This is a genomic window from Paenibacillus sp. NPDC057934 (assembly GCF_042887565.1).
GTDB lineage: Bacteria > Bacillota > Bacilli > Paenibacillales > Paenibacillaceae > Paenibacillus_AQ.
Window position 1 is genome coordinate 62,340 of the sequence record NZ_JBHVPB010000006.1, and the last position, 23,747, is coordinate 86,086.

General features: G+C 48.7%; 27 protein-coding genes. 15 read left to right on the forward strand and 12 right to left on the reverse strand.

Translation table 11 applies throughout. The features are described 5' to 3' along the window. Window positions 1-14: 14 nt before the first annotated feature. The 4 genes from ACFVRY_RS15110 to ACFVRY_RS15125 all read left to right on the forward strand — a co-directional run bounded on the left by ACFVRY_RS15110 (window position 15) and on the right by ACFVRY_RS15125 (window position 2,716). On the forward strand, window positions 15-1,367 hold the full coding sequence (locus tag ACFVRY_RS15110; RefSeq protein WP_387501032.1) for a hemolysin family protein: 1,353 nt from the start codon (window positions 15-17) through the stop codon (window positions 1,365-1,367). 231 nt (window positions 1,368-1,598) lie between these two features. Beyond that, entirely contained in the window at window positions 1,599-1,823 is a 225-nt protein-coding gene (locus ACFVRY_RS15115) for a spore coat associated protein CotJA (protein ID WP_387501033.1), read from the forward strand. 3 nt (window positions 1,824-1,826) lie between these two features. After that, on the forward strand, window positions 1,827-2,099 hold the full coding sequence (locus tag ACFVRY_RS15120) for a spore coat protein CotJB (protein ID WP_387501035.1): 273 nt from the start codon (window positions 1,827-1,829) through the stop codon (window positions 2,097-2,099). A gap of 47 nt (window positions 2,100-2,146) precedes the next feature. Next, window positions 2,147-2,716, forward strand: a complete 570-nt coding sequence (locus ACFVRY_RS15125) for a manganese catalase family protein (RefSeq protein ID WP_387501036.1) — start codon at window positions 2,147-2,149, stop codon at window positions 2,714-2,716. A 93-nt stretch (window positions 2,717-2,809) separates the two neighbouring features. On the opposite strand, the gene ACFVRY_RS15130 is transcribed toward ACFVRY_RS15125, so the two are convergent. Beyond that, window positions 2,810-3,976, reverse strand: coding sequence for a YDG domain-containing protein (locus ACFVRY_RS15130; protein ID WP_387501037.1), 1,167 nt, complete (start codon window positions 3,974-3,976; stop codon window positions 2,810-2,812). A gap of 32 nt (window positions 3,977-4,008) precedes the next feature. Further along, a complete protein-coding gene (locus ACFVRY_RS15135; RefSeq protein ID WP_387501038.1) occupies window positions 4,009-4,944 on the reverse strand; it encodes an S-layer homology domain-containing protein in 936 nt (311 codons plus the stop codon). Window positions 4,945-5,205: 261 nt separating this feature from the next. On the opposite strand from ACFVRY_RS15135, the gene ACFVRY_RS15140 reads away from it, so the two are divergent. After that, window positions 5,206-5,565, forward strand: a complete 360-nt coding sequence (locus ACFVRY_RS15140; RefSeq protein ID WP_387501394.1) for an MmcQ/YjbR family DNA-binding protein — start codon at window positions 5,206-5,208, stop codon at window positions 5,563-5,565. A 79-nt stretch (window positions 5,566-5,644) separates the two neighbouring features. Here the strand turns inward: ACFVRY_RS15140 and ACFVRY_RS15145 are convergent, their stop codons facing one another. Beyond that, the gene (locus tag ACFVRY_RS15145; RefSeq protein ID WP_387501039.1) at window positions 5,645-5,980 is read right to left on the reverse strand and encodes a potassium channel family protein; all 336 of its coding nucleotides are present in this window, start codon (window positions 5,978-5,980) and stop codon (window positions 5,645-5,647) included. Between the two features lie 162 nt (window positions 5,981-6,142). Further along, window positions 6,143-6,745 (reverse strand): TetR/AcrR family transcriptional regulator, encoded by a 603-nt coding sequence (locus ACFVRY_RS15150; protein WP_387501040.1) that lies wholly within the window; start codon window positions 6,743-6,745, stop codon window positions 6,143-6,145. Between the two features lie 197 nt (window positions 6,746-6,942). On the opposite strand from ACFVRY_RS15150, the gene ACFVRY_RS15155 reads away from it, so the two are divergent. Continuing rightward, the gene (locus tag ACFVRY_RS15155) at window positions 6,943-8,154 is read left to right on the forward strand and encodes an MFS transporter (RefSeq protein ID WP_387501041.1); all 1,212 of its coding nucleotides are present in this window, start codon (window positions 6,943-6,945) and stop codon (window positions 8,152-8,154) included. A gap of 76 nt (window positions 8,155-8,230) precedes the next feature. On the opposite strand, the gene ACFVRY_RS15160 is transcribed toward ACFVRY_RS15155, so the two are convergent. Continuing rightward, entirely contained in the window at window positions 8,231-9,487 is a 1,257-nt protein-coding gene (locus tag ACFVRY_RS15160; RefSeq protein ID WP_387501042.1) for an XAC2610-related protein, read from the reverse strand. 159 nt (window positions 9,488-9,646) lie between these two features. On the opposite strand from ACFVRY_RS15160, the gene rfbF reads away from it, so the two are divergent. Both rfbF and ACFVRY_RS15170 read left to right on the forward strand, forming a co-directional pair. Beyond that, window positions 9,647-10,417, forward strand: a complete 771-nt coding sequence (gene rfbF / locus ACFVRY_RS15165; RefSeq protein WP_387501043.1) for a glucose-1-phosphate cytidylyltransferase — start codon at window positions 9,647-9,649, stop codon at window positions 10,415-10,417. 5 nt (window positions 10,418-10,422) lie between these two features. Then, window positions 10,423-11,403 carry a glycosyltransferase family 2 protein gene (locus tag ACFVRY_RS15170; protein WP_387501044.1) on the forward strand — a complete coding sequence of 327 codons (981 nt, stop codon included), beginning with the start codon at window positions 10,423-10,425 and terminating at the stop codon, window positions 11,401-11,403. Window positions 11,404-11,623: 220 nt separating this feature from the next. On the opposite strand, the gene ACFVRY_RS15175 is transcribed toward ACFVRY_RS15170, so the two are convergent. From ACFVRY_RS15175 to rfbG, 5 genes are read right to left on the reverse strand one after another with little or no spacing between them, the layout of a single operon-like run. Continuing rightward, window positions 11,624-12,751 carry a DegT/DnrJ/EryC1/StrS family aminotransferase gene (locus ACFVRY_RS15175; RefSeq protein WP_387501045.1) on the reverse strand — a complete coding sequence of 376 codons (1,128 nt, stop codon included), beginning with the start codon at window positions 12,749-12,751 and terminating at the stop codon, window positions 11,624-11,626. A gap of 12 nt (window positions 12,752-12,763) precedes the next feature. After that, window positions 12,764-13,444 (reverse strand): GNAT family N-acetyltransferase, encoded by a 681-nt coding sequence (locus ACFVRY_RS15180; protein ID WP_387501046.1) that lies wholly within the window; start codon window positions 13,442-13,444, stop codon window positions 12,764-12,766. A gap of 21 nt (window positions 13,445-13,465) precedes the next feature. Next, window positions 13,466-14,236: a glycosyltransferase family 2 protein gene (locus ACFVRY_RS15185; RefSeq protein WP_387501048.1), complete on the reverse strand. Its 771-nt coding sequence runs from the start codon at window positions 14,234-14,236 to the stop codon at window positions 13,466-13,468. Window positions 14,237-14,252: 16 nt separating this feature from the next. Then, the gene (rfbC, locus tag ACFVRY_RS15190) at window positions 14,253-14,807 is read right to left on the reverse strand and encodes a dTDP-4-dehydrorhamnose 3,5-epimerase (RefSeq protein ID WP_387501049.1); all 555 of its coding nucleotides are present in this window, start codon (window positions 14,805-14,807) and stop codon (window positions 14,253-14,255) included. Continuing rightward, complete coding sequence (gene rfbG, locus ACFVRY_RS15195; protein ID WP_387501051.1) at window positions 14,804-15,910, reverse strand: CDP-glucose 4,6-dehydratase; 1,107 nt, start codon at window positions 15,908-15,910, stop codon at window positions 14,804-14,806. The genes rfbC and rfbG overlap by 4 nt, the downstream gene beginning before the upstream one ends. Before the next feature lie 206 nt (window positions 15,911-16,116). Between rfbG and ACFVRY_RS15200 the strand changes: the two genes are divergently transcribed. From ACFVRY_RS15200 to ACFVRY_RS15210, 3 genes are all read left to right on the forward strand, one after another. After that, window positions 16,117-16,599 (forward strand): hypothetical protein, encoded by a 483-nt coding sequence (locus ACFVRY_RS15200; protein ID WP_387501052.1) that lies wholly within the window; start codon window positions 16,117-16,119, stop codon window positions 16,597-16,599. 139 nt (window positions 16,600-16,738) lie between these two features. After that, entirely contained in the window at window positions 16,739-17,221 is a 483-nt protein-coding gene (locus ACFVRY_RS15205; RefSeq protein ID WP_387501054.1) for a hypothetical protein, read from the forward strand. Further along, on the forward strand, window positions 17,218-17,406 hold the full coding sequence (locus ACFVRY_RS15210) for a hypothetical protein (protein ID WP_387501055.1): 189 nt from the start codon (window positions 17,218-17,220) through the stop codon (window positions 17,404-17,406). The genes ACFVRY_RS15205 and ACFVRY_RS15210 overlap by 4 nt, the downstream gene beginning before the upstream one ends. 127 nt (window positions 17,407-17,533) lie before the next feature. Here the strand turns inward: ACFVRY_RS15210 and ACFVRY_RS15215 are convergent, their stop codons facing one another. Then, entirely contained in the window at window positions 17,534-18,418 is an 885-nt protein-coding gene (locus ACFVRY_RS15215) for a glycosyltransferase family 2 protein (protein WP_387501056.1), read from the reverse strand. Window positions 18,419-18,575: 157 nt separating this feature from the next. On the opposite strand from ACFVRY_RS15215, the gene ACFVRY_RS15220 reads away from it, so the two are divergent. The 4 genes from ACFVRY_RS15220 to ACFVRY_RS15235 all read left to right on the forward strand — a co-directional run bounded on the left by ACFVRY_RS15220 (window position 18,576) and on the right by ACFVRY_RS15235 (window position 22,771). Next, on the forward strand, window positions 18,576-19,598 hold the full coding sequence (locus tag ACFVRY_RS15220; protein ID WP_387501058.1) for a S66 family peptidase: 1,023 nt from the start codon (window positions 18,576-18,578) through the stop codon (window positions 19,596-19,598). A gap of 83 nt (window positions 19,599-19,681) precedes the next feature. Next, window positions 19,682-20,719 (forward strand): SDR family oxidoreductase, encoded by a 1,038-nt coding sequence (locus ACFVRY_RS15225; protein ID WP_387501059.1) that lies wholly within the window; start codon window positions 19,682-19,684, stop codon window positions 20,717-20,719. 224 nt (window positions 20,720-20,943) lie between these two features. Beyond that, window positions 20,944-21,603, forward strand: coding sequence for a class I SAM-dependent methyltransferase (locus tag ACFVRY_RS15230; protein WP_387501060.1), 660 nt, complete (start codon window positions 20,944-20,946; stop codon window positions 21,601-21,603). A gap of 172 nt (window positions 21,604-21,775) precedes the next feature. Then, window positions 21,776-22,771: a CapA family protein gene (locus ACFVRY_RS15235; RefSeq protein WP_387501062.1), complete on the forward strand. Its 996-nt coding sequence runs from the start codon at window positions 21,776-21,778 to the stop codon at window positions 22,769-22,771. A gap of 120 nt (window positions 22,772-22,891) precedes the next feature. Here ACFVRY_RS15235 and ACFVRY_RS15240 read toward each other — a convergent pair whose 3' ends face one another. Beyond that, on the reverse strand, window positions 22,892-23,455 hold the full coding sequence (locus ACFVRY_RS15240; protein WP_387501063.1) for a nitroreductase family protein: 564 nt from the start codon (window positions 23,453-23,455) through the stop codon (window positions 22,892-22,894). Window positions 23,456-23,747 lie beyond the last annotated feature (292 nt).

The following is a 23,747-nucleotide window of genomic DNA, read 5'->3' on the forward strand; positions in this document are numbered from 1 at the left end:
GAGGCGTTGTTATTGTGCATACGGAATTTGAAGTAGGGAGATTGCTGCTTAATCTTTTGCTTGTTCTGGTGCTCGTATTATTAAATGGGATATTCGTCGCGGCAGAGTTCTCACTGGTGAAGGTCAGGCAGTCACGCCTGACCCAGCTAGTTAGTGAAGGCAACAAGATGGCTGGATACGCGCTGAAAGTTAACAAGAAATTGGACGCGTATCTGTCTGCGACCCAATTCGGAATTACACTCGCCTCGCTCGGTCTCGGCTGGGTAGGAGAGCCCGCCATTTCGGAGCTGCTCGTAGAGCCTCTGATGTTCAAGCTTGGCGTCACAGATCCTACGCTGATCTCTACCGTATCTTTGGTGCTTGGCTTCTCCATCATTACTTTCTTACATATTGTGCTGGGTGAACTTGCACCCAAGTCACTGGCGATTCAAAAAACAGAGGGTTCAGCGCTGCTGCTGTCCGCGCCGCTGATGTTCTTTTATAATCTATTCCTGCCGTTCATCTGGGTGCTTAACGCATCCGCGAATGGTCTGCTTCGTTTGATCGGTGTGGAGCCTGCCAGTGAGGCGGAGGCCGCGCATTCGGAGGAAGAAATACGTATTCTCATGAATCAGAGTGCCAAGAGTGGTGTTATTGATAAAGATGAGATGAAGCTTATGGATAACATCTTTGAATTCTCGGACCTGCTGGCCCGTGAGGTTATGCTGCCGCGTACCGATATGGATGTGTTGTACAGCAACCTTTCGCTGGAAGAGAATATGCGTATTATTACCGAAACCAAGCATTCCCGTTACCCAGTAGCGATGGAGGATAAAGACCGGATTATTGGCTTTATCCACATTACCGATCTACTATTCGCACCGCCGGAACAGCAGAATGACTTGACTACATTGGTCCGTCCGATTCCGAACGTGCCAGAGTCGATGGAGATCAGTCATGTACTGCGCCTGATGCAGAAGAACAAGATTCAGATGACGCTTGTCGTCGACGAATACGGCGGTACTGCGGGGCTATTGACTGCGGAAGAGATTCTGGAAGAGATCGTCGGGGATCTGCACGACGAGTTCGAGGATGAACGTCCTAGCGTGGAGCAGAATGGAGAGTACATTTCGGTCGCAGGCCGTATGCTTATCGAGGATGTTAACGATTTGACCGGCGTAGTCATTGAAGACGACGAAGTGGATTCCATCGGTGGCTGGTTGTTCAAAGAGCTGGAAGGCAATCCATCCAAAGGCAAACGCGTTGTTGTCGGCGAGGTCGTCTTTGAGGTCGAAGAGTCTACCCGGCTGCGGATTACCCGCATCAATATTCACCGTGAGGCACCTGCGAAGGATGAAGAGGAATCTTCTTCAGCTGATGAGAAGTAAGTACAGGTTTTAAAGAAACGAAACGAGTACTAGCCATAGTTCAGTTATAAACGAAGCCTTTTCCTATCGCGCAATGTATGCACGAAGGGGAAGGCTTTTTTTGCCGTATAGGGACATCAAGAGAGTTTTTTTCACAAACCGTCTTATTCCGCCTTTGCCTATCATAAATTAGTTACGAAGGTAAGCGTTCAGAATAACTGCTGCACTCAGCAGTGAAATGAGCAAAGGAGGATGTTTATATTGAATTCCGAAGAGCGTATGCATACGCCGTTTAGGGGGCCGTTTGATCCCTGCCCACCGGTACCGTTCAAGACGTTCGTCGTCCCCCCCAACCAGTTCATAAACTTTCAGCCGCCGAATCTTCCGCAGTTCAGTTTGCCGGAAGCGTTAAGGTACGGAACCTTGTGGCCTGCGCTGTTCAGTCCGTATGAGTCCAAGTCGAAAGGAGGGAGATAAGCCATGGAGGCACAGCCACAGCTATGCGACCAACGGTATTACGAATTGCTGGAGCAGCTGCAGGTTCTGGATTTTGCGCTCGTGGAGTTGAATCTCTATCTGGATACCCACCCTGAGGATCTTAAGGCGATCGAACAGTTCAACCAGCTTACCCAGGAACGGACCCGGCTGGCCGGCCATTTCCAGGAACTGTATGGGCCGCTACAAAATTTTGGGCGTGCCTTTTCCAAATGCCCGTGGGAGTGGAACCAGCCCCCTTGGCCTTGGCAAGTTTAGCGGTCTGAGAGGATAGCAGCAGTTCATAAAGGAGGGGAGCGTCCCGAATGTGGATTTATGAAAAGAAATTACAATATCCGGTACGAGTCGGCAAATGTGACGTGCGGATGGCGCGTTATCTGATGGAGCAATATGGTGGGGCTGACGGTGAACTCGCCGCTGCGCTGCGTTACATGAACCAACGGTATGCAATTCCTGACAAAGTAATTGGTGTGCTAACGGATATCTCGACAGAGGAATTCGGGCATCTCGAGATGATCGCGACCATGATCTATAAGCTGACGAAAGACGCGTCGATTGAGCAATTGGAAGCGGCTGGACTCGGCCCGAACTACGCGACCCGGGATCACGCCCTGTTTTACAACAATGCAGCAGGAGTCCCGTTCACCGCAACCTACATCGCGGCCAAAGGCGATCCGCTCGCTGATCTCTATGAGGACATCGCGGCAGAAGAAAAGGCCCGGGCTACATACCAGTGGCTAATTGACATGACGGATGATGTGGATCTGCAAGACAGCCTGAAGTTCCTGCGGGAGCGGGAGATTGTCCATGCATTGCGGTTTAAAGAGTCGGTGCAGATTCTGATTGATGATCGGGGAAAGAAGAAGGTGTTCTGAGTGGGAAAATAAAAAGAGTAAAGCGACGATATAATTCGCTTTACTCTTTTTATTTTATAAATGTTCAAATTATGCAATCGGGCGTGATTTTCATTACTGACAGAGATCTTGTGACGGTGCTGTGATCATGCCAGTGGATATCATGTATTTGGTTGGTGCCAGATAGTTTGCGGCGTCAGCGCCGGATAGAGTGTACACAATGGTTATTATTTTGTTGGTTCCCACAGCTGTGTCGCTGTAGGTTGCCGTTGCGTGGACCGTAACGTCGTCTCCGGGAATCACACCAATGAATTGGCCTGCCGTTACCCGAACGGAGGTTGTCCCGTCATAGATCTTGGATTCTGTGAGTATAGGTGGCGTAATGCCTAGTTGCAAGGCAGTGATGGTACCGGTACTAACGGTATAACTGGCAGGTGGATAATAATTGTCTGCGTCATCACCGGTTAAGGTGTAGGAGATGGTTATCGTTTTATTTGTTCCCATTTTGGCATCGTTATAAGTAGCGGTAACATGTACGGTAACATCATCCCCGTCTATAATTCCAGATACTTTACCCAGTGTTATTGCCGCTGTTGTAGTTCCGTCATAGACTTTGGAACGAGTGATGTGGTCCCTGTCAATTTCCCCGGAGGTTACGGTGTAGTTCACAGGTGCAATGTAGTTCGCTGCATCTGGTCCGCTGAGTGTATAGACTACAGTAATAGTTTTATTTGTTCCGACTGCGGATGTATCATAATTGGCCACAGCACTTACGCTTACATTCTCCCCGGGAGCAACACCAATGAGCAGACCTGGAGTTACTGCTGCGCTAGTCGTTTCATCATTCATCTTCGCGAGGGTTAAATCCGGAGATTCAATGGTCAACTGGTTTAGCACGATAGCTCCCGTATTGATGGTGTATGGGGCAGGTGCAATATAGCTGGCAGCATGGGCTCCGCTAAGAGAATAGACAACAGTTATAGTTTTATTGATTCCAAGTGTCGGACTAATATAGGAGGCGGAAGCTTGTACCTCTACTGTGTCACCGCTTAGTACACCCGTTAGGGTATTTGCAGATACTGCTGCAGTGGTTGTCCCATCATACATTTTAGTTTCCGTCAGTGAAGTTGGAATGGCAATAGTCAGTTGGATCGCCTTAATTTCAATGCTGTTTGAAGCGGTTGAAATATTGTCGGAGGCATCTACAGCATATACAACATAATGATCTGCAGGCAGACCTTGTGTATTCAGTGAAGAATAGACTGATGCGGTTACCGCCAATTTTTTACCGAGGGAAGCCTTAATGGAATCTTCTAGACCTGTCTTCGTATGAATTTTGTTGCAGGTACCAGGTATAAGTATCCATCTTCATTGCTCGTCCCGTATACGTTCTCTCCTACGGTTATGGATCCAATGGTTACTCTTGTTAGAGTAGGAGCTACTATATCTGCCGGATCTGGAGTGACTGTAGGTTCGGGTGTAGCTATTGATGTAGGGGTGGCAGTTGGATCAGATGGAGCATAGTAGATCGGTGTGGGGGAAGGGGAAGCTGAGATAATGGGAGTAGGCGTCGGAGAGACAGTTGCTGCAGGAGTGCCAGTATTGCTTCCTGGAGGGCTGCTCGAATTCGGCTCAGCCGCTTTGGTTCGTGTTAGAGCAACTACTGCTTCCGCGCGGGTGATATCTTTGCCGGGTTTGAAGCTGTTGTCTTGCGAATAACCCTTCATAATCCCTGCGAATACCACTGCATTTACAGAATCCAGAGCCCAAGGGGCAATCGTATTAGAATCGCTAAAAGAAGAGTTGTTTTTTGCAGGGGCCAGTTTCAGTAAGCGGTTAATAATTACCGCAGCTTCCTGTCTGCTGATCGACTTGCCGACGCCTATCGTGCCATCCGAATACCCATTGATATATCCAGCTTTTACTGCCTTGGCAACCTCGGTATAGGCCCAATTGCTAGAAGAGATATCCTTATAGGAGATGGTAGCGGTTTCGGTAAATCCAAACGAACGGTTAATCAGCGCGATGAATTCCGTTCTTTTTATATTATTATCCGGCTTAAAACTGCCATCTGCATAACCATTAATAAACCCTTGTTCGATCCATTCCGTGACTTCATTCTGAGCCCAATGAGCCGTAACATCTGACGGTGGTGTTGATGTGGCGCCAAAAGCTGTGCCTAGGGATGAGAAAAGTGTAGTTATTATCAAAAGTGCGGAGAGAAAATATTTTGTGGACGTATTGTTCAAAGTAACGTCTCCTTAAAAGTGATTTTACCTCGATGAATATGTCGAACTCACTCGAATGCAGCCTCCTATGTAGCAGTTTTAGGTCTTTAAGAGTAGCTAAATGAGATAATAGTAACACATATATATTGAAAATTATTTGATTTTTAACTTTATTACTATGAAATTTTTGAGAGATAGGAAGGAGTAACTTGATTAAAGGAACAACAGTTCTTATAATTAACAGATTGAAGGCTGTTGACCAGCGAAGGTGAGGTGCCTGATTTGAAAAATAATATTGTCGAATACTGTTTAAAGAAACAAGGAGCGACCGAGGATTATCCCTTTGGATTCACTCCAATAGTGCTCAAGGTTGCTGATAAAATGTTCGCGATTATTTTTGAGGAAAAAGGGAAGGATATCCGCTTAAACCTGAAATGTGATCCCGTGATTGCGGAAAACTTGAGAGAGCAGCATGCGTGCGTCCGTCCAGGATATCATATGAACAAAAAACACTGGAATTCCATAACGATAGATGGTTCTTTACCAGAGTGTGATATCTTCGACATGATCGACCATTCTTACGATATGGTGTTCAAAAAGCTTCCTAAAAGTGTACGAGCTTCTATAGCGGAACTGAACTAAGTGAACCATCAACTCATTATTGATTTGCAAAAAAAGGGCCTTGTTAGAATTGTCTAACAAGGCCCTTTTGGCGTTTATATCAATCGTTATTTTTCCTCGTTTGTTTGATCAACTCATAGGCAATGTACCCAATCATCCCCAAGAACAATCCTGTGCCCGCAATAATGTATACGATCGTAAATATTTTTCCGAGGTCTGTCTGGGGAACGAACGTTGGATGTCCTAATGTACTTAGCGTGGCAACACAAAAATAAACAGCGTCAATGACAGACAGACCTTCTTGTTTGACATAGAAAATAGTTCCGGACAACAGCGTCATCATAACCAGTAGAAATAATACCTGAAAATTTTTACGTTTGAATGCTCTCCATAAACCTGAAAATAATCGTTTTAATGTTAGTAACAATGAAAGCATGTAGCTCCACCCTTCACAAATAGTGGTGGTCCCGGCAGTGAGCTGAGAAAATCCCATCCTAAGTCCAATACACCCTTTTGTATTAGAGCATACATAGCAAATCACCGTCAATCATTATGGCTAGGCGGTTGCGGTTACACAGTGTTAATGAAGACTGGGGCTTCAGGCACAAGAATCCCAAAGCTCCATCAATTTCGTTATGGCTGCATTAATGTTGTCCAGGGTCACACCATCTCTGGCTTCCGTTGATATTCCATCCAGAAAGGTAACGAATAGTGTGGTTAACATTGCAACGTTTGTGCCTTCTTTAAGTTCTCCGGTCTGGATCGCCCGTTCAATACAAGTAAGGAACTTTTGCCTTGTCGTGGCTCTTTCCAGAGTTAATATTTCACGGATATGATTGTTTTCCGGTGAACACGTATTTGCAGACAATATGACTAAACAACCCAAGGGATGGCTCTGTTCCGTTTGCATTTTTGCCGAACTTCTTAAGGTTAGCTCAATAGCTGTACGTGATAAAAGTGAGGGGTCTGTTAGGCTTGTTGATACTTGTCCAAAGGTAGACAGATATCGGTCCAGTGTTTCTTTGAAGAGTGCATCTTTGGATTCGAAAGCTGCATAGAAGCTTGCAGAAGAGATGCCGCCCATCGCCTTTTTGAGCTGAGCCAAAGAAGTTGATTCAAATCCATGTTCCCAAAACAGCATCATGGCCTGGGAGATCGCTTCGTCACGACTGAATTTACGTGGTCTTCCCGTTCTAACCATGGAGTATCCCCCCTTTTTTCTTATACTTATATACTAAACGATCCAAAAGTGATTGACAAGATTGGAAGGTGTCTTTAAAATATGGAATGACCGATCCATAAATAAAATAAAAGGAGGTCAAATCACGGTCGCCTTTGCTAGATCCTCTGTTTTTCTGTTTGAATTTGTTTTGAAATAAATGTTAAGGAGCTGCGCTAATGTCCAGTAATAATTCTTCTACCCATGCAAAAATTTCTTCTACCTCCTATTCGGAGCGCTTTCCCTGGCTTGGCCTGCTCGCTTTGGCTATGACAGGATTCATCTGTATCATGACGGAAACGATACCGGCTGGTTTGCTTCCGCAAATAAGCACAGGACTTCACATCACAGAAGCAATGGCCGGTCAATTGGTCACTGTATATGCCATAGGTTCCCTAGTCGCTGCCATCCCTGTAGCAATAGTTACCCGAACATGGCGGAGACGTCCGCTGTTACTTCTAGGCATCTGCGGGTTCCTGGTTTTTAACAGTATCACAGCTATTTCTTCTAACTACGCACTGACACTGGTTGTCCGTCTGTTCGCCGGAGTGTCGGCTGGAGTTCTATGGGGGATGATCGGCGGTTACGCTCTTCGTATGGTACCTGCTACATTGAAAGGTAGGGGGATGGCGGTTGCCATGGTGGGAACGCCAATTGCCCTGGCTATCGGTGTCCCTGCGGGAACGTTTTTAGGGAATATTGTGGGTTGGCGTTCCGTTTTTGGAATCATGTCGCTACTGACTGTTGTATTAATCGCGTGGGTGCTTTGGAAGGTGCCGGACTATCCGGGACAATCCAACGGTAAGCAAGCAACGCTCTCTGCGGTTTTCCTTACACCAGGGATTAGACCGATCCTTTTGGTTGTCCTGACTTGGATGACCGCCCATAACATTCTGTACACTTATATTGCTCCGTTTCTTACAGCTCATAACATGAGTGAGAGAGTGGGTCTGGCGCTGGCTTTCTTCGGTGTTGCGGCATTGGTAGGCATATGGATAACTGGTGTATTCATCGACCGCTCCCTGCGGAAGCTTGTTCTGATTAGTCTGAGTGCTTTTCTCTTGATTTCTATTGCTATGAGCTTTAGCAACTCTAATGGCCTTTTGATCTATATCATTGTTACGGTATGGGGATTAACCTTTGGCGGGGCAGCAACACTGCTGCAAACGGCGCTTGCTGACGCTGCAGGAGAGAGCAAAGTGGATATGGTCATGCCAATTAACACTACAGTATGGAATCTAGCTATCGCCGGTGGTGGGGTGGCAGGGGGGCTGTTGCTGGATACCCTTGGTGCCAAATCTTTTTCATGGGCATTGTTCATTCTCATATTCATCGCACTTCTTGTGGCATGGGGTGGCAAAAAGCACGCATTTCCTCCATTTAAAAAATGAATGGCAAACAGCCCCGCTTAGCGTGGGCTGTTTGTCGTTTGCTGGCGAGGCATCATACCTGATGCCGCCGTTCATCTTACTCCTCGTAAGGCTCAGTAGTATCCTTTGTAAGCTTAAATTCACCGTCCGTGATGTCCCAAACCTTGGTATGTATGCTCTTTTGCTGGGGATCGATTTGTTCTTCTGTTCTCTTTGTCAGTGTCGGAATACCTTGAATATACTTATATTCGTTCATAAAATGTTCTGCCGCGCTGGATCTGCCGGACGAGGTGATGAGCTTGGAATTAGCGTGAAATTCAGGTGAAGTAATCTCTTCCAGAAAAGAATTACGGACAAATTCGGTTTTCTCTGCATCCCATAACCAGGAGAAATAAGGAATATTGGGACTAGCAGGCGTGTCTGCTTGAATCCGAACATCAAGATATCCGTCAAAGTTCATATCTTCCAATACAAAACCGAAAGCATGATCATCTTGGGTTGAGGTCTCGTCAAATATCAGTTCCTGAATGAATTTGTCATTGTCATCGGGATTCGTGACGGTAATCCGGGTCGCAGTGCTTAAAGTCTCTTTTTTCACCCCGTATACGGTAAACGTAAATGGTGGAAGAGCCGCGTTAATGCTGGTACTGTTGCTATACAACACTTCTGTTGGATCGAATCCAGAGTCCTTATCATATCTATAGCATAGGGACTCATACTCAGGACTTGCACTGCAATTCTCCAGCTCTTTATCCGGACTAATCGTAAAGCTCACCCTAGGTTCCTGCTTACCTGATTCAGAGCTATAACTGCCATATGCAACGCGAATATGTATATCCCTAGTTGTTTCAGGCAAGAGGTTCAGTAGTGTATTTAGCTCAGTTTTGGCAACAGGCTCCTCCGTTGTTTTTTCTACATTCAGACTTATACTACCCTCGTAATATAATGAGTCATAGTTACTACTCTTCAAATTAAGCTTTATAGGCAGGTTGCTATTTTGAAGAATCCGATCGAATTGAACAACATAAGGGTGTTCGTGCCTTGAAGCGTAATATTTCTTCCATGTATCCTGCAGGTCCCCGAACAGTTGTAAGGCAGGCAAGCCGACAAACAAACCGAATATCATAAGAGCCAACGCTGTGGGGAATAGCTTTCTGTCGAACTTTATCCCCAAAAACAAATAACCACCAACACCCAGCACGACTGCTACTCCAGTCCAAGTGGCAAGAGCAGGATCTTTATGTGATAACAACCCGTCACTAGTACTGAATGCAATGGCTAATAAACCATAGAAGCATGCTATTCCTACGACTATTGAAAATAATAAATAGACTACTTTGATGGTTTTCATCATGTGAACAGAGATTTCCTTTCTCCTTTATTTCAACCCGTACAACAGGCAATAAACACCTATACTTCCACCCGTAGCAGTACCTGTACCTGTCATCTTCTTATCCTTCACATATACTATCATATAGCTTATATAATCCTATATATAGAACGGAGAATGAGGATGAAGGTCGTAATACTGGCGGGCGGTTTCGGGACGAGGATCAGTGAAGAGACACATTCGAGACCTAAGCCAATGATCCCGATTGGTGAGAGACCGATTCTTTGGCATATTATGAAGACCTACAGCCATTATGGTTTTAATGAATTTGTGATTTGTCTGGGGTATAAGGGACATATGGTTAAGGAGTATTTCGCCAACTACCTCCGGGACGAGTCGGATTTGACGCTGGACTACAGAAGCGGTGATTCTCAGTACCATTCGCAGGGAGCTGAGCCCTGGCAGATTACACTAGTGAACACAGGCAAAGATTCTATGACGGGCGGGAGAATCAAGCGTATTCAGCGTTATATTGGCAATGAACCGTTTATGCTTACCTACGGCGACGGGCTCAGTGACGTGAACTTTCAGGAGTTACTGAAGTTCCATGAGGCGCATGGCAAGCTGGCAACGGTCACCGCTGTACAGCCAGCCGGGCGGTTTGGTGCGCTGGGTCTTGGCGCGGGGGACAGGGTTAATGATTTTCATGAAAAATTGAAGGGGGACGGCAAGTGGGTCAACGGGGGATTCATGGTGCTCCAGCCGGAAGTCTTTGATTATATAGAAGGGGACCATACCATCTTCGAGCAGGAACCTTTGATCAATCTGGCCAGCGGTGGAGAGCTGCACGCATTCCGGCATGATGGCTTCTGGTATGCGATGGATACGCTTAGAGACAAGAATCATCTGCAAGCGCTTTGGGACTCCGGGCAAGCCCTTTGGAAGCAGTGGTGATGTAGATGAGCACGACAACTCCGCTTGTAAGCATTCTGATTCCAACTTACAACCGGCCTCATTATCTGGAGCAGGCATTAAGAAGCGCATTGGCCCAGACGTACCCGAACATTGAGATTATCATCAGCGACAATAGTGACAGTAACCATACCCAGCATGTGGTTCAGCATTTTCAGTCAGAGCTTGGCATTTCCAATATCCATTATGTGAAGAACAAGAGTAACATCGGTCCGGTGGCCAACCAACTGCAATGCATGCGGCTTGCCAGTGGCGAATATGTCAACTATTTAATGGATGATGATTTGTTTGATCCTGTTAAGATTGAGAGTATGGCTGCCTATTTAAAAAGATTTCCCGGAGTCACGCTAGTGTCATCGCGCAAAAGCATCGTCGACGGGGCCAACCGTGTGACCCAACTGTCGCCCGACACGGTGCCCTTCGCTAATTTCAGTGGCTATGAAACGTTTGTTAACGGAAGGGCTGCGATGGCCACCATGCTACGCGATCGGATCAATTATATCGGGGAACCGACGACCGGATTGTTCCGAAAAGCTGATCTGGTGGAGCCCTTCGGCGTCTTCTACGGCCGCAAAGCTTTCAATAATGTCGATGTAGCGACCTGGCTGACCCTGCTGTCCCGCGGCGATTTGGTGTATATTACAGATCCGTTAAGTTCTTTCCGCAGGCATAGAGCACAAATATCGGTCAGTCCGTTGTCCCAAATGGGCGAGATCTGCGACTGGGTTGATCATATTCTGATTGCCACTCATACGGGAATATTACCCCAAGATGAAGAATGGGTGCGGACAATACTGGCGCTCAAGGGATTGGCTGTTAACCAGTTTCCAATGTGGAATGCGCAGACTAATCGGTTGTTTAACCACGAGTTTGTTTCAAGAATCACACAATTGGCAGAGATCTGTGCGGTACATGCGAGTTTGCATGCAGCAGGCCAGGAGTTCTGGGAGCTGCTGGGAAGAATATGATACAAGTTACTGTGAAAATGGCCCGGACTTGATCCCCTATTCTAAGGGATTCAGGTACGGGTTATTTTGTGCCTGGCCGCAGCAACTGTTCGGGCTGTAGATAAGAGGTGATGGATTGTCCGCCTCCAGCCAAAAAGGATTGACCCTTTCTTCGCCGTCCCGGGGGACGGTCGTAGAAGCGGGTCAATCCTTTTTCAGAACATGGTCGTGCCGACTTCGCCTATTGATATGCCTGAACAGCTGAGATCACATATTCGACCTCGTCCGGTGTCAGGTCGGGGAACAGCGGCAGGGTGACCAGCTCGCGCCAGACTCTGGTGGCCACCGGATTCTCCGAAGCGTATTTCATGAACAGTGGCTGCATCGGCAGTGGCATATAGTGAACACCTGTAGCGATGCCGCGGGCCTGCATGGCGGCAATAAACCGCTCCCGCTCCTGAACCCGCACAACAAAGGCCCAGTACGAGGAATCATGAAGATCATAAGGAATGGCGGAGGTTACCTTCGTCAAGCCCTGAAGCCCCGCAGTGTACTGCCCTATAATCTCCTCCCTTCTGCGGTTCATACGATCTAGCTTGCCGAGCTGAACAAGGCCGATGGAGGCCATAAGATCGTTCATATTATATTTGTAGCCGATGTCCGAGATTTCATAATACCAGCTGTTCACGTCAGGCTGACCTAGCTGATATTCTTCATAACGCTCCCAGGTATCCTTATTGATGCCAATCCAGCGCGAATGACGGAGTGGCTTTAGCAGCTCGGCATCGTCCGAGGAGATCATCCCGCCGTCGCCGGTGGTCATGCATTTTTTCTCCTCAAAGCTGTAGCATCCGATATCTCCCCAAGTACCCAGTGTCTTGCCTTTATACTTCCCGCCAGCGGAGTGCGCGCAGTCCTCAATCACCTTCAGGCCGTGTGCCTTGGCCCAAGACACCAAATTGTCCATGGGCACAGGATGCCCGCCGAAGTGCACCGGCATGACAGCCACGCAGTCCTTGTCATATTTTCGTTCCAGGTCTGCAAGATCCAGGCCCAGTGTGTGTTCGTCGATATCTACGAATACGGGAATGAGGCGGTTATACAGTGCAGCCATGGCAGTCGCGGCGAAGGTTAGTGCAGGTACAAGCACCTTTTTCCCCTCCGGGAATCGATAAGCAGACAGCGCCAGATGAAGCGCAGCCGTACAGGAATTGACGCCCACAGATTCTTGTGAGCCGACATAGCGGCTCCATTGCCGCTCAAATTCGGCAACCTTGGGTCCCAGACCAAGCCATGCGCTGTCAAACGAGTCTTTAATGCTTGTCAGCTCCTCCTCACCGACAGAAGGCTTGAACAGTCTGATTTTCATGTGATACCCACCTTATCTTTTATGGAATGCGTCACTCATTATTTGTCTGAAGGCTTCGCGTGTAATGGTCATAGTCACCAGTTCCCGTTCCGGCGCTTCGGTCAGAGGGAGTGAGGCTGGAACCCAGCGGATGCCACCTGCTTCCTCCACTTTGAGCAGAGGTACCCGTTCCGATTCCACCGCTCCCAGGCCCTTATAAATTCGCATCGCCCGGTAATTGTCTCCCAGCACGTGGATACAGGCACTCTCAACACCGAGTACTTCGATACTCCATTCACCGAGAGCGATCAGGGCGTGCATCATGATATTCCCGAACGCGCCTTTGCGTCCCCGCAGGAGATTGTCGAACTCACAGCTTTTGGCAGTTTCATTGTAATTCAGTAAGCCTACCTGTCCTACAGGCGCTTGTTCTTCATCCTCGACAAAGAAAAGAATCCGGTCGTCTGCGCCAAGCACCTGATGTTCCAGCCAGCGCCGGGTTCCTTCTTCGGAGCTCGGGAACTGGGTAGTGAACCAGGAGGAGGAGGAACTCCTCCATTCCGTGAGTTTACGGATCTCATCGGAGTTGTGAATAACTTCTGCAGTAATGGGACGCAATCTGCCGCGCGCGGTACCGTTGACTATAATAGGGATACAGTAAGCGGAAGTTTGCTGCACGTCAGCGTGCTTGTAGGTTCGCAGGAGTTCCTTCATTCGGAACAATCCCTTCATTTGTTATTGGGTGAATCCATGGATTTTGGCGAAGCGCTCAAAGGTCTTGATATCCAGCTCCCCGACCTTTCTGGCATATTTATGCTGTGACAGCTGTGTAGAATGATAGCGGAGATAGCTAAGCGGTTGAACCAGAATCGCTGCATTACCTTGTGTCATCAGGTTGACCCAACTGGCCATATCCACGGCGAAGAAGACCTGTTTACCCGCGAGCACTCCGAAAGGCTCTTTCAGCGCACTGCGCTTGAACAGTACAGTGGTAGGCTCTCCGAGATAATTGGTCTGATTGCGCAGCATCATCTCTGTCAGCTCCCGGCCTTTAATTACGGTATCCTGGGTAGAGAATTTTCTGAAGGTTAAGACCGGCGGGACATAAATTTGCTTGCCATTAGCATCAATGACTCTACGCTGGGAGCTGACAAGGACTACACCGGCGTGTCCCAGGATGAAATTCATCATTTTTTCGATTTTTTGTGGATGGAATAGATCATCGTCATTTAAATAATTGATGTACTCACCGTTCGCAAGATTTAGATTCTGCTGCTGATTGGCAATAGGACCGATGTTCTTGGGGTTGCGGTGATAGCGTACTTTGGAGCCATTCGGATGTGTCCGGTAGCGTGCCACGACCTGTTCAGTTAGTGTATTATCGCTGTTATCACTAATGACAATTTCAATGTTGGAATAGGTCTGGGCAAGGGCACTTCTCAGGGCCTGTTCAAAATAGTCGGGCCGATTGAAGGTGGGAATCAAAATACTAACGAGTGGTTGCATACGCCTGATCTCTCCTTTAATTTTGGTCTAAACGACGCTTGAATTCTTCCAAGGTGGGAAGCAGCATATCCCTATCTGACATAATCGGCTTCAGAATCGGCCAGGTGATTCGTAGTGTCTCGTCGTTCCAGCGTACGCCGCCTTCATGCTGCGGTGCATAGTTGCGATCTACTTTGTACACAACTTCACAATCGTCTTGAAGCGTGCAGAATCCGTGACCGAATCCTTTGCCGATATATACCATCTTGTTGTTGCTTTCCGTCAGCAGTATAGAGTCCCAGCAGCCAAAGGAAGGGGAATCGGGCCTAAGGTCTACAAAGACATCGAAGATGGCGCCCTGGGTTACCCGGATGAGCTTGGTTTCCGCATGGTCGCCATACTGTAGATGCATTCCCCGGATCGTGCCTTTCTTGCCTGAAAATGACCGGTTCTCCTGAACCCAGTTCCAGTCCAGACCGTGCTCCTTGAACAGCTCTTGGTCATAAATTCGTGTGAAATGGCCGCGGTGGTCGCTCCTGGGACTGAGGCTGATTTCATAAATTCCCTGCAGTCTGCCTGGCTTGATGATCATCCGCCTTGAACCCCTTTCATATAATCGCGGATCTGTTGCAGACTGACCTGACGCATGTCTTCCTGGTGTTGATCAGCTTTGTACCATTCCACGGTCCGGGCCAGCGCCGTCTCCAAATTCCAGCGCGGTGTCCAACCCAGTTCCTGCTTCGCCATTGACGAGTCCAGCCGCAGGTAATGGGACTCTGGCGGATGGATGGTATCCTTGTCGAGAAGGTAGCTGGCTCCTTCACCCCATGTGCTGCATAACCGCCGGACCAGTTGCTCCACGGAGTAGGCATCATCGGGGCCGAAGTTCCATCCCTGATCATACGGGGAGCCAGACTCGGCCAGTTTTTGTGCCAGCAGCAAATACCCGTGCAGCGGTTCTAGCACGTACTGCCAGGGCCTTACTGCCTGTGGATATCGGATCTGTACAGCATCCTGCTGAAGGACAGCCCGGATGACATCCGGAATCAAGCGTTCTTTGCTCCAGTCCCCGCCGCCGATGACATTGCCGGCCCTGGCCGATGCCACCGCGACCTGACCTGCTGCAATTCCTGGATGGAAGAAGGCTCTGCGGTAGCTGTCTGTAATGAGCTCCGAGCAGGCTTTGCTGCCAGAGTAGGGATCACTGCCGCCGAGACGGTCGCTCTCTCTGTAGCCCCAGGCCCAGTTGCGATTGTCATAACACTTATCTGTGGTTACATTAAGGACAGCCCGAATCGGGCTACCCTGTGCCGTGGCTGTGCGGACCGCCTCAAATACGTTCACAGTTCCCATCATATTAATCTCGAAGGTGGCGGCAGGATTAATGTAGGATTCACGGACGAGCGGCTGGGCAGCCATATGAATTACAATATCGGGAGCGGTCTTCGCAATGGCGCTGGATAAGGAATCGGAATTCCGGATATCATCCAGATAAGAAGTGACCAGTTCATCCATGCGGCAAATATCATACATGCTCGGCTCGGTGGGAGGCTTCAGAGCATACCCGGTTACTGAGGCGCCAAGGGAATGCAGCCACAGAGACAACCAGGTTCCCTTAAAACCTGTGTGTCCGGTGATGAATACTTTCTTGTTCCTCCAGAATACGGCATCTGCCTGTTGCTGGGCGGGCATCATTGGCTTTCCTTTCCTCCTTCGCCTGCATTAATAAAACTTCTCCTCTCATTGCTAATAGAAGATATAAGTTTGTGACAGCATATGGTAAAAGGTAGGTTCCTGAAACTGGCAATAATCTATAGACCTATTAATTTCAGAAAATATGTATCCATCCAAGCACACCTCTGTTTCTTGCATAATATAGCAGCAGGAAAGGAGGGATAAGGATGAGTGATGTGGAAGCCAAACTGGCCCAGTTCCTGGAGAAAGCGCAGGCTCTGGTCTTGAAAGATGACAATGTGGTGGGGCAATTGCTTAGAAAGCTGGGTTCCGTTCAATCCAAAGTGGATACTGCAGCGAGCGACAACATTGATCAAGCAAGCTTCAATCAATTGCAAGACGAAATGGCCGCTCTGAACTTGGATGAAGCTACAAAATCCGAGCTGCTCAGTGCGATTGGTAAGGTGGATGGTGGCGCAGTGAACAGTGTTTCTGCCGGTCAATTTGTGGACGATGTCTTTGGCAAACTCCGGAACCTGCAGTCTTCGTTTAATGCCTCCAATGTGGATGCAAACGGAGTAGTTGGGGAGCTTAGCCGGATTTTTGAGCAAGTGAAGACTCAGGGTAAGCCGTTCTTGGGTTCACTGAATTTGAATGGAAGCAATGTGCTTGATACTGTGCAAAAATTGATAGGCAGCCAATTACGCTAGTATCGTCAATAGGCTAACGAGGGGCTGTCCCACAAAGTCATATCTGACTGCGGGGCAGCCTTTTTCTATGCATTGACTGCTTAAATTGGCAGGAGAAATGAAAGCTTTATATCTTCTATATAAATGGAGGTTTGGACGAATGGCAGCACAGTTTAAATTGGAGAGTTTGACAGGGCTGATTGAGAAGGTAGCCCGGCCGGGCCGGCTGACTCAGCTTTTGGGCAAGGATTATGCCGTTCCCAAAAGCATCGCAGACTTTACGAAGACCGGATCCGATGAGCCGGCTCAAACCGCAAGCGAACCTGCATCGGTGGATTCGACATCCGATGTGCCATCTGCCAAGGCTCCATCTGAAACGCCATCCACACGCAGCAATGTAACCAGTGGAATCCTGGGCGCTTTGGAGCGAATCACGGCCTCCCCTTTTGCGGAGCTGGCCCGTAAGAACATTGGCAACAATGTGCTGATCACAACGAACCGGGAAATCGTCGAAGGAATTGTAACTGAAGTTAGTGGCGGATATGCAGTGTTAACCGTAGAGGGGGGCGCGAGTGTAATCGTGAATTTCCGGAATACACAGGCGTTTCAGCCTAGCGTTCCAGCGGGGGTGGAAGCAGAATGAGTTTTTCCAAGAAGATCGCAGATTATGTCGGGCAAAACATTCTGGTGGAGACAGTATCGGAGAGCTTTGCCGGTGTGCTTGTATCGGCAGACGATACCTTTACCGTGATTAACAGAGACGGTGCGGAAGGGAATCGGGTGACTATCCTGACCAACGCTATTGCTTATGTGAGAAGCAGTCAATAGCAACGAAAGCAAGAGCGACAGCGACAGGATAATTGCAGCCATATTAAAGAGGAGGTGCCACCCGGCACCTCCTCTTTTTGCAGCCTATAGTAGTTAAAAGTGCAGGGCAGCCTCTCTTAAGCGCTGTTCATGCGGTTTCCGACCAGGTAAAGCAATTAGACAGAATACGGTTAAGTGTCTCCTGATCGTAGATTCCGGTTGCCTGGTTCCGCTCCAACAGCTTTTGCGCCCATGCGAGCGCTCGTGAATATCCTTCATAATCATGAACGGGAATGGTGCGCAGATAGAATTGCATGTGAATATCGAACTCTTCTTCGGTGGGAAAGACACCCAGGTTGTACAGCAGCATCCTGCGTACCCGGTCCGCCGTTAGACGCTGAGCTTGATGTTGCCGGGTAGAGATTTGACCCTCATGCACTCGGTAGGAGAAGAGGTATTCGGGCAGATTTTCGATCCGTGTGAGTTCCGATAGCCGGCTCCAGAATTCATAGTCCTCGGCATGCTTAAAGCCCGGATTGTAGTGGATGTCATGTTCCTTCAGCACACTGCTCCGCATAAACACCGTGGGATGTCCGACACAACAATAGAAAAGCTGCCAGCATCGAATATCCTCATGGCTTGTAGGCTTGGAGACGAGCTCCCCATTATGAAAAAGGGTGATGAAGGTGCCGAGGACACCGACCTCGGGGTGGGACTCCATATAGCGGAGCTGTGTCTCAAAACGATGTGGCGCACTGATATCGTCACTGTCCATTCTCGCTATATATTCACCCGTGGACAGGTCCAGTCCTTCATTGAGACAATGAACGAGTCCCTTGTTGGTTGCGTGGGTGATGAGCCGAATCCGCGGATCTTCCAAGCTCTGGAGATATTCCAGTGTACCGTCGGTGGAGCAGTCGTCGATGATCAGAAATTCAAAGTCGCGGCAGGTCTGATTCAGTATGCTCTCCACCGCATTTTTAATATAGGGCCGGGTGTTATAAGCCGACATTAATACGGTTATCTTGGGCATTCGGCGTTCTCTCCCTCAAACGATTTTCAAACTTCTGCAAAAGGTCGTATAATTAAATTTATTCTATTCTATTCTATTCTATTTCCGCAGGTTTGCTTAGACGAAAGTCAATCACAGTGGGAAAAGGGCCGATTGAGGACATCCAGGAGGAAGACATATGATCAGATATCCAGTTTTAGAGAAAAACGCAACAATAGGAGTGACAGCGTCTTCATCAGGCGTGAGCGCAAAGGGTCATGATCTGTTCAAGCTAGCCTGTGAACGTATGGAAGAGAAGGGCTTTAAGGTCGTCTGCGGAGATACCGTATGGACACAGCACAAGGCCAAGTCAGCACCAGCTCCAGTCCGTGGCAAGGAATTTAATGCCATGATGGGAGATGACACCATCGGGATGATTTTTCCGCCTTGGGGCGGCGAGCTGTTGATTGAGATGCTGGAGTTTGTCGATTTCGAACGAATTGAACGCCAAAGTAAATGGATTATGGGTTATTCAGATATAAGCACATTGCTGCTGGCTGTGACCTTGAAAACAGGTCTGGCTACAGCCCATGGGGCATGCTTCTATGATTTTCGCGGAGAGTTCAGCGATGAGACTACCGGGCAATGGCTGTCCGTGTTGTCAACGAAGGCAGAAGGCTCCAATATTCAGCAGTCTGCACCCCGTTATCATAAAGAGAAGGAGAAGAGTGAGCCCTCGCCAAGTGTCTTTCATTTAACGGAACCCGTGGAGTGGAAGACGGTCTCAGGATCACCGGAAACGGTCAAAGGAAGATTGCTTGGTGGCTGTGTAGATGTCATCAGGCATCTGATCGGCACACCATATGGCGACGTGGAATCTTTTCAGAAGGGGACCATCCATAATGAGCCTATTCTGTGGTATCTGGAAAATTGCGAGCTGAACACCGCAGATTTGCGTCGTTCCCTCGTGCAGATGAAGCTGGCAGGCTGGTTCCGGAACTGCTCGGGACTATTGTTCGGCAGAAGTGGGGCTAATACTCCGTTTGACGGATATACAGCCGAGGATATGTACAAGGAGCTTGCCGAGGAACTGGGCGTGCCAGTGATTTATGAGGTGGATTTCGGGCATGTTCCCCCGCAGCTTACACTTATTAACGGAGCTTATGCCGAGATAGAGGTATTCGAGGGTAAAGGCACAGTCCGGCAGCATTTTCTTCCCTAACAGATAACGCGTCAGGGGTGTAGACAAGGGTCTTTTCAGTGATTATTTCTGTTACTTATTTCCCAAAAAAGGAGCTGTGTCAGATGAAAGTATTGTTTATCGGAGGAACGGGTCAGATCAGTCAGGCTGTGTCCAAGCTGGCTGTGGAGCGAGGCATAGAATTGTATCTGTTCAATAGAGGACAACGGGATGAATTCGTACCGGAAGGCGCGAAGGTAATCACAGGAGATATTCGTCAGCAGGCAGAGGCCGCAGCTGTGCTGAAGGACCATGAATTCGATGTGGTGGTGGACTGGATCGCCTTTACTCCGGAGCATGTACAGACTGATATCGAGCTGTTTACTGGTAAGACTAAGCAGTATATCTTCATCAGCTCAGCTTCTGCTTACCAGAAGCCGCAGCGTAGTTATCTGGTGACGGAAGAAACGCCAATGGAGAATCCTTACTGGCAGTACTCCCGGGACAAGATTGCCTGTGAACAGTTGTTAATGGAAGCGTACCGGAACAGCGGCTTCCCGATGACCATCGTAAGACCGTCGCATACCTACGGGGAGACGGCGCTTCCGGCTGCGCTGACGAGCTGGGAGCATCCATGGACGCTGGTGGACCGTATCCGCAAAGGCCAGCCGATTATCGTGCATGGGGATGGAACCTCCCTGTGGACACTGACGCACAACACGGATTTTGCTAAAGGATTTGTGGGTCTGCTCGGACATCCTGAAGCGCTGGGAGAAGCGATTCATATTACCTCGGATGAGGTTCTGAACTGGAATCAGATTTATGCAGGACTCGGCGCCGCGGCAGGCGCTGAGCCACAGGTGGTGCACATCTCCACAGATTTCATTGCCGCCTTTACCCCTCAGGGCACCGCAGATGGTTTGATTGGCGACCAGGCGGTGAGCAGCGTATTTGACAACAGCAAGATTAAGGCGCTGGTACCGGATTTTTCCTGTACAGTTCCTTTTACCGAAGGCGTCAAGCGTTCGCTGTCTTGGTTTGAGAATCATCCTGAGCTGTGCACAGTAGACTCGGAATGGTCGGCGCTGGTGGATGCTCTGATTGAGAGACATGGTACGGCGCCGAAGCCGATTTCTTACTATACTAGAACGGAGCAAGTCTAATGACGATAGCTGCCGCCCGGTAAGGGGGGTTAAGCGGGGCTGAGCTGGGTCTTACAGGAGGCGATGCCGACCCTGCGCCGTTCCAAAGAAGAAGACGACTGAACCCTTGCGGATCAGCGTCTTTTTGTGCTGCGTCCCCATTCCTCCCTGGGCGGTTCAGGCATGAATCAGGGAATCTTGAATATACTCTCACTACCGAAATTCTCGTTAAAGGAGTTCTGGATATGCCAACACATCCCTTTGTCTCCCGTTTCTTTGTCAACACCGATGCAAGGCGCGACAAGTTGATTTATGATTTGCCGGCGTCCTGGTGGAGCCGCCCTTATGAATACGAGTGGTGTACGCACTTTGTCTCCGCTCATGATGTGGTGTTGGATGCAGCTTGTGGTATTTCCTATCCGCTCAAATTCTACCTCACCGGGGTCTGTGAGGAGGTTCATGCCTGTGATATGGATGCAAGAATTGTCAGCAAGGACGCTGTGATGGCCGAGGTTTCCCACGATATTGGGGAAGAAGCAGCATGGCAAATTCAGGCTAGACGGACTACACGCCTGCATCTGGCCCAGGCCGATCTAACAGCGCTTCCTTATGAGGATGAATATTTTGACACGGTGTTCTGTATCTCTGTCCTGGAGCATCTGCCGCTGGTGGATCAGTATCGCGCACTGGGAGAGTTCCACCGGATTTTGAACGATGAGGGTCTCTTAATCCTAACCTTTGATTACCCAACAGTAAATCTCCAACTCATGAACGGCTTGCTCCTACAGGCGGGATTCCAGTACTGGGGCGAGACGGACTTTGAGCTGCCTGTGGATGCCGTGCGGACGGATACTTGGGGTGGCTTGAATTGCTTCCGGGCGGTGCTGAAGAAACAGCAGACCTGACAGACAATGATTCATTCAGGTCCATATGCCTAGTTTCTGAAGGATAACTACTGGACTTTATACCCTTTATCTGGAATATTGTGGCTTGTATAGTAGAGTAGCATCAAACTGTAGTCAATCAGAAGATAAAGGGGTTAAACTGTTGCGCAGATCAGCATTTCTTATCATTATTATGCTACTACTTGTTACGTCTGCGTCTCCTGCTAACGGAGAGGAGGCGGGACCGCAGCGTATTCAGCTGTCTTTTGCAGGTGATATCCTGCTGGACGGCTTCGTGGGTGAGCAAATTGCCCGTTATGGGGCGAATTATCCATTCGCGAAAGTGGCGCCGGTCCTCAAGAAGGCAGATATGGCTTTCGCCAATCTGGAGACGCCGGTATCTATCCGGGGGACGCCTTCACAGAAAAGCTTTGTTTTTCGTTCTAATCCATCAGCTTTGAGCGGGCTAGTCTTTGCGGGCATTGACGGAGTAACCCTGGCCAACAATCATATTCTGGATTACGGCAGGACGGCAATGCTGGACACGTTGATTCATCTCGACAGATACGGAATTGGACATACCGGTGCAGGCGCCGACATCAAGCAAGCGTTTAAGCCTTTTGTGAAGACTATAAAAGGGAAGAGGATCGCTGTGCTCGGTGTCAGCCGTGTGCTCCCCAGCCCCTCCTGGTATGCGGGGCCCTCTACTCCGGGTGCAGCTTCGGCATATACGCCAGAACCCCTGCTGAGCGAGATTAGAGCCTCTTCCAAGGTCAATGATTTCACGGTTGTGTACATCCACTGGAATGAGGAATTCAAGGATTATCCGGAGAAATATGCCCGCAGCTTGGCCAAGCAGATCATTGACAGCGGAGCTGACATGATTGTAGGCGCGCATAGTCATTGTCTGATGGGCATTGAGTATTACAAACACAAGCCCATCTATTATTCACTAGGCAACTTCGTGTTTAACCGTTCCACCCGCGGAGGGGATAAGACGCTTCATTCCATGCTGCTGAATATTGAGCTCAAGGGCTCGGATATGACGGGGCGGATCACTCCCGTGAAAATAATCGCAGGCCAGCCCAATTTTATGGGAGCGGATTATAACGCTCAGACGATACAGCGTCTCAACAAGCTTTCGTATAATGCGCAGATTGATTTCTCGGGGGAGGTACGAGAGAAGTAAGATTCTTCCGTCCTAGAATTTGTATTAAAGCGGTATGACAAACTGGGTGTCTCATTCACCATGATCGGTGGTGATGAGACACCCTTTTGCTTAGCACCAGCAGCTTTACGGCTGGAGTGCCTATTCGTGCACCGTGAGCCGAGCTTCTGCCGGAGTACGTGGTTTGGCTGGCGGGACCACTTCAGGATAGCCGATATGTAACACGCCTACGATTTTCTCGCCTGGAGCCACGCCAACGGCTTCCCGGAAGAACGGGGCGAACATGTAAGGATTGGTCTTCCACACGACGCCAAGCCCCTGCTCCCATGCTGCGAGCTGAAAGCTCTGAATCCAGCTGCACACAGCGCCGAAGTCCTCCGTCCACTGCTTGTCCCGCGGGTCTTCCTGCATAACGACAATGAGGTGAACCGGGATCGTCATATATTCCTTCCGCCGCTGAATCTCGTATTTCTCCCGTTCTTCGTGCGACATGGCGCCGAGCACGGCTTCTGTAAAGGTCTCCCGGGCAGCGCCCTTGTATTGGATAAACCGCCAGGGCTCCCGGAGCGCGTGGTTAGGCGCCCAGTTGGCGGTGTTCATGAGAGAGAGCAGCAGCTCCTGTGGAACAGGCGTGCTCTTGTATTGCCGGATACTCCGACGTTCCCGAATCGCTTGTGCAACGGGAGAAGCGGGGGAGTTATTCATTTTCTGTGCCTCCTGTATACCCATGTTATATACGTGACTTTGTTAATTATACTATATGAATTGGATTGAAATCTAAAGTTCTGCAGAGAGAAGTCAATCGAAATTGATACATTTGTTAAGGATTTATCTATTGTAATGTAAATGTTTTATGATCAATTTATATATTTACCATAAATAGCTTTCAATGAAAGCTATTTTCATATAAAATAAGTTACGAAATCTTAACTTTGTCGAAAAAACACAGGTCTATGTCGAAAATGTTGTCGATAAATATCAAAAAATGTAGAAATAA

Bases quoted from the DNA above. Each gene is read 5' to 3' on its own strand.
- ACFVRY_RS15115 (WP_387501033.1), top strand. From the start codon at position 1,599: ATGTTTATATTGAATTCCGAAGAGCGTATGCATACGCCGTTTAGGGGG.
- ACFVRY_RS15120 (WP_387501035.1), top strand. From the start codon at position 1,827: ATGGAGGCACAGCCACAGCTATGCGACCAACGGTATTACGAATTGCTG.
- ACFVRY_RS15125 (WP_387501036.1), top strand. From the start codon at position 2,147: ATGTGGATTTATGAAAAGAAATTACAATATCCGGTACGAGTCGGCAAA.
- ACFVRY_RS15145 (WP_387501039.1), bottom strand. From the start codon at position 5,980: ATGCTTTCATTGTTACTAACATTAAAACGATTATTTTCAGGTTTATGG.
- ACFVRY_RS15150 (WP_387501040.1), bottom strand. From the start codon at position 6,745: ATGGTTAGAACGGGAAGACCACGTAAATTCAGTCGTGACGAAGCGATC.
- ACFVRY_RS15155 (WP_387501041.1), top strand. From the start codon at position 6,943: ATGTCCAGTAATAATTCTTCTACCCATGCAAAAATTTCTTCTACCTCC.
- ACFVRY_RS15160 (WP_387501042.1), bottom strand. From the start codon at position 9,487: ATGATGAAAACCATCAAAGTAGTCTATTTATTATTTTCAATAGTCGTA.
- rfbF (WP_387501043.1), top strand. From the start codon at position 9,647: ATGAAGGTCGTAATACTGGCGGGCGGTTTCGGGACGAGGATCAGTGAA.
- ACFVRY_RS15170 (WP_387501044.1), top strand. From the start codon at position 10,423: ATGAGCACGACAACTCCGCTTGTAAGCATTCTGATTCCAACTTACAAC.
- ACFVRY_RS15175 (WP_387501045.1), bottom strand. From the start codon at position 12,751: ATGAAAATCAGACTGTTCAAGCCTTCTGTCGGTGAGGAGGAGCTGACA.
- ACFVRY_RS15180 (WP_387501046.1), bottom strand. From the start codon at position 13,444: ATGAAGGAACTCCTGCGAACCTACAAGCACGCTGACGTGCAGCAAACT.
- ACFVRY_RS15185 (WP_387501048.1), bottom strand. From the start codon at position 14,236: ATGCAACCACTCGTTAGTATTTTGATTCCCACCTTCAATCGGCCCGAC.
- rfbC (WP_387501049.1), bottom strand. From the start codon at position 14,807: ATGATCATCAAGCCAGGCAGACTGCAGGGAATTTATGAAATCAGCCTC.
- rfbG (WP_387501051.1), bottom strand. From the start codon at position 15,910: ATGATGCCCGCCCAGCAACAGGCAGATGCCGTATTCTGGAGGAACAAG.
- ACFVRY_RS15200 (WP_387501052.1), top strand. From the start codon at position 16,117: ATGAGTGATGTGGAAGCCAAACTGGCCCAGTTCCTGGAGAAAGCGCAG.
- ACFVRY_RS15205 (WP_387501054.1), top strand. From the start codon at position 16,739: ATGGCAGCACAGTTTAAATTGGAGAGTTTGACAGGGCTGATTGAGAAG.
- ACFVRY_RS15210 (WP_387501055.1), top strand. From the start codon at position 17,218: ATGAGTTTTTCCAAGAAGATCGCAGATTATGTCGGGCAAAACATTCTG.
- ACFVRY_RS15215 (WP_387501056.1), bottom strand. From the start codon at position 18,418: ATGCCCAAGATAACCGTATTAATGTCGGCTTATAACACCCGGCCCTAT.
- ACFVRY_RS15220 (WP_387501058.1), top strand. From the start codon at position 18,576: ATGATCAGATATCCAGTTTTAGAGAAAAACGCAACAATAGGAGTGACA.
- ACFVRY_RS15225 (WP_387501059.1), top strand. From the start codon at position 19,682: ATGAAAGTATTGTTTATCGGAGGAACGGGTCAGATCAGTCAGGCTGTG.
- ACFVRY_RS15230 (WP_387501060.1), top strand. From the start codon at position 20,944: ATGCCAACACATCCCTTTGTCTCCCGTTTCTTTGTCAACACCGATGCA.
- ACFVRY_RS15235 (WP_387501062.1), top strand. From the start codon at position 21,776: ATGCTACTACTTGTTACGTCTGCGTCTCCTGCTAACGGAGAGGAGGCG.
- ACFVRY_RS15240 (WP_387501063.1), bottom strand. From the start codon at position 23,455: ATGAATAACTCCCCCGCTTCTCCCGTTGCACAAGCGATTCGGGAACGT.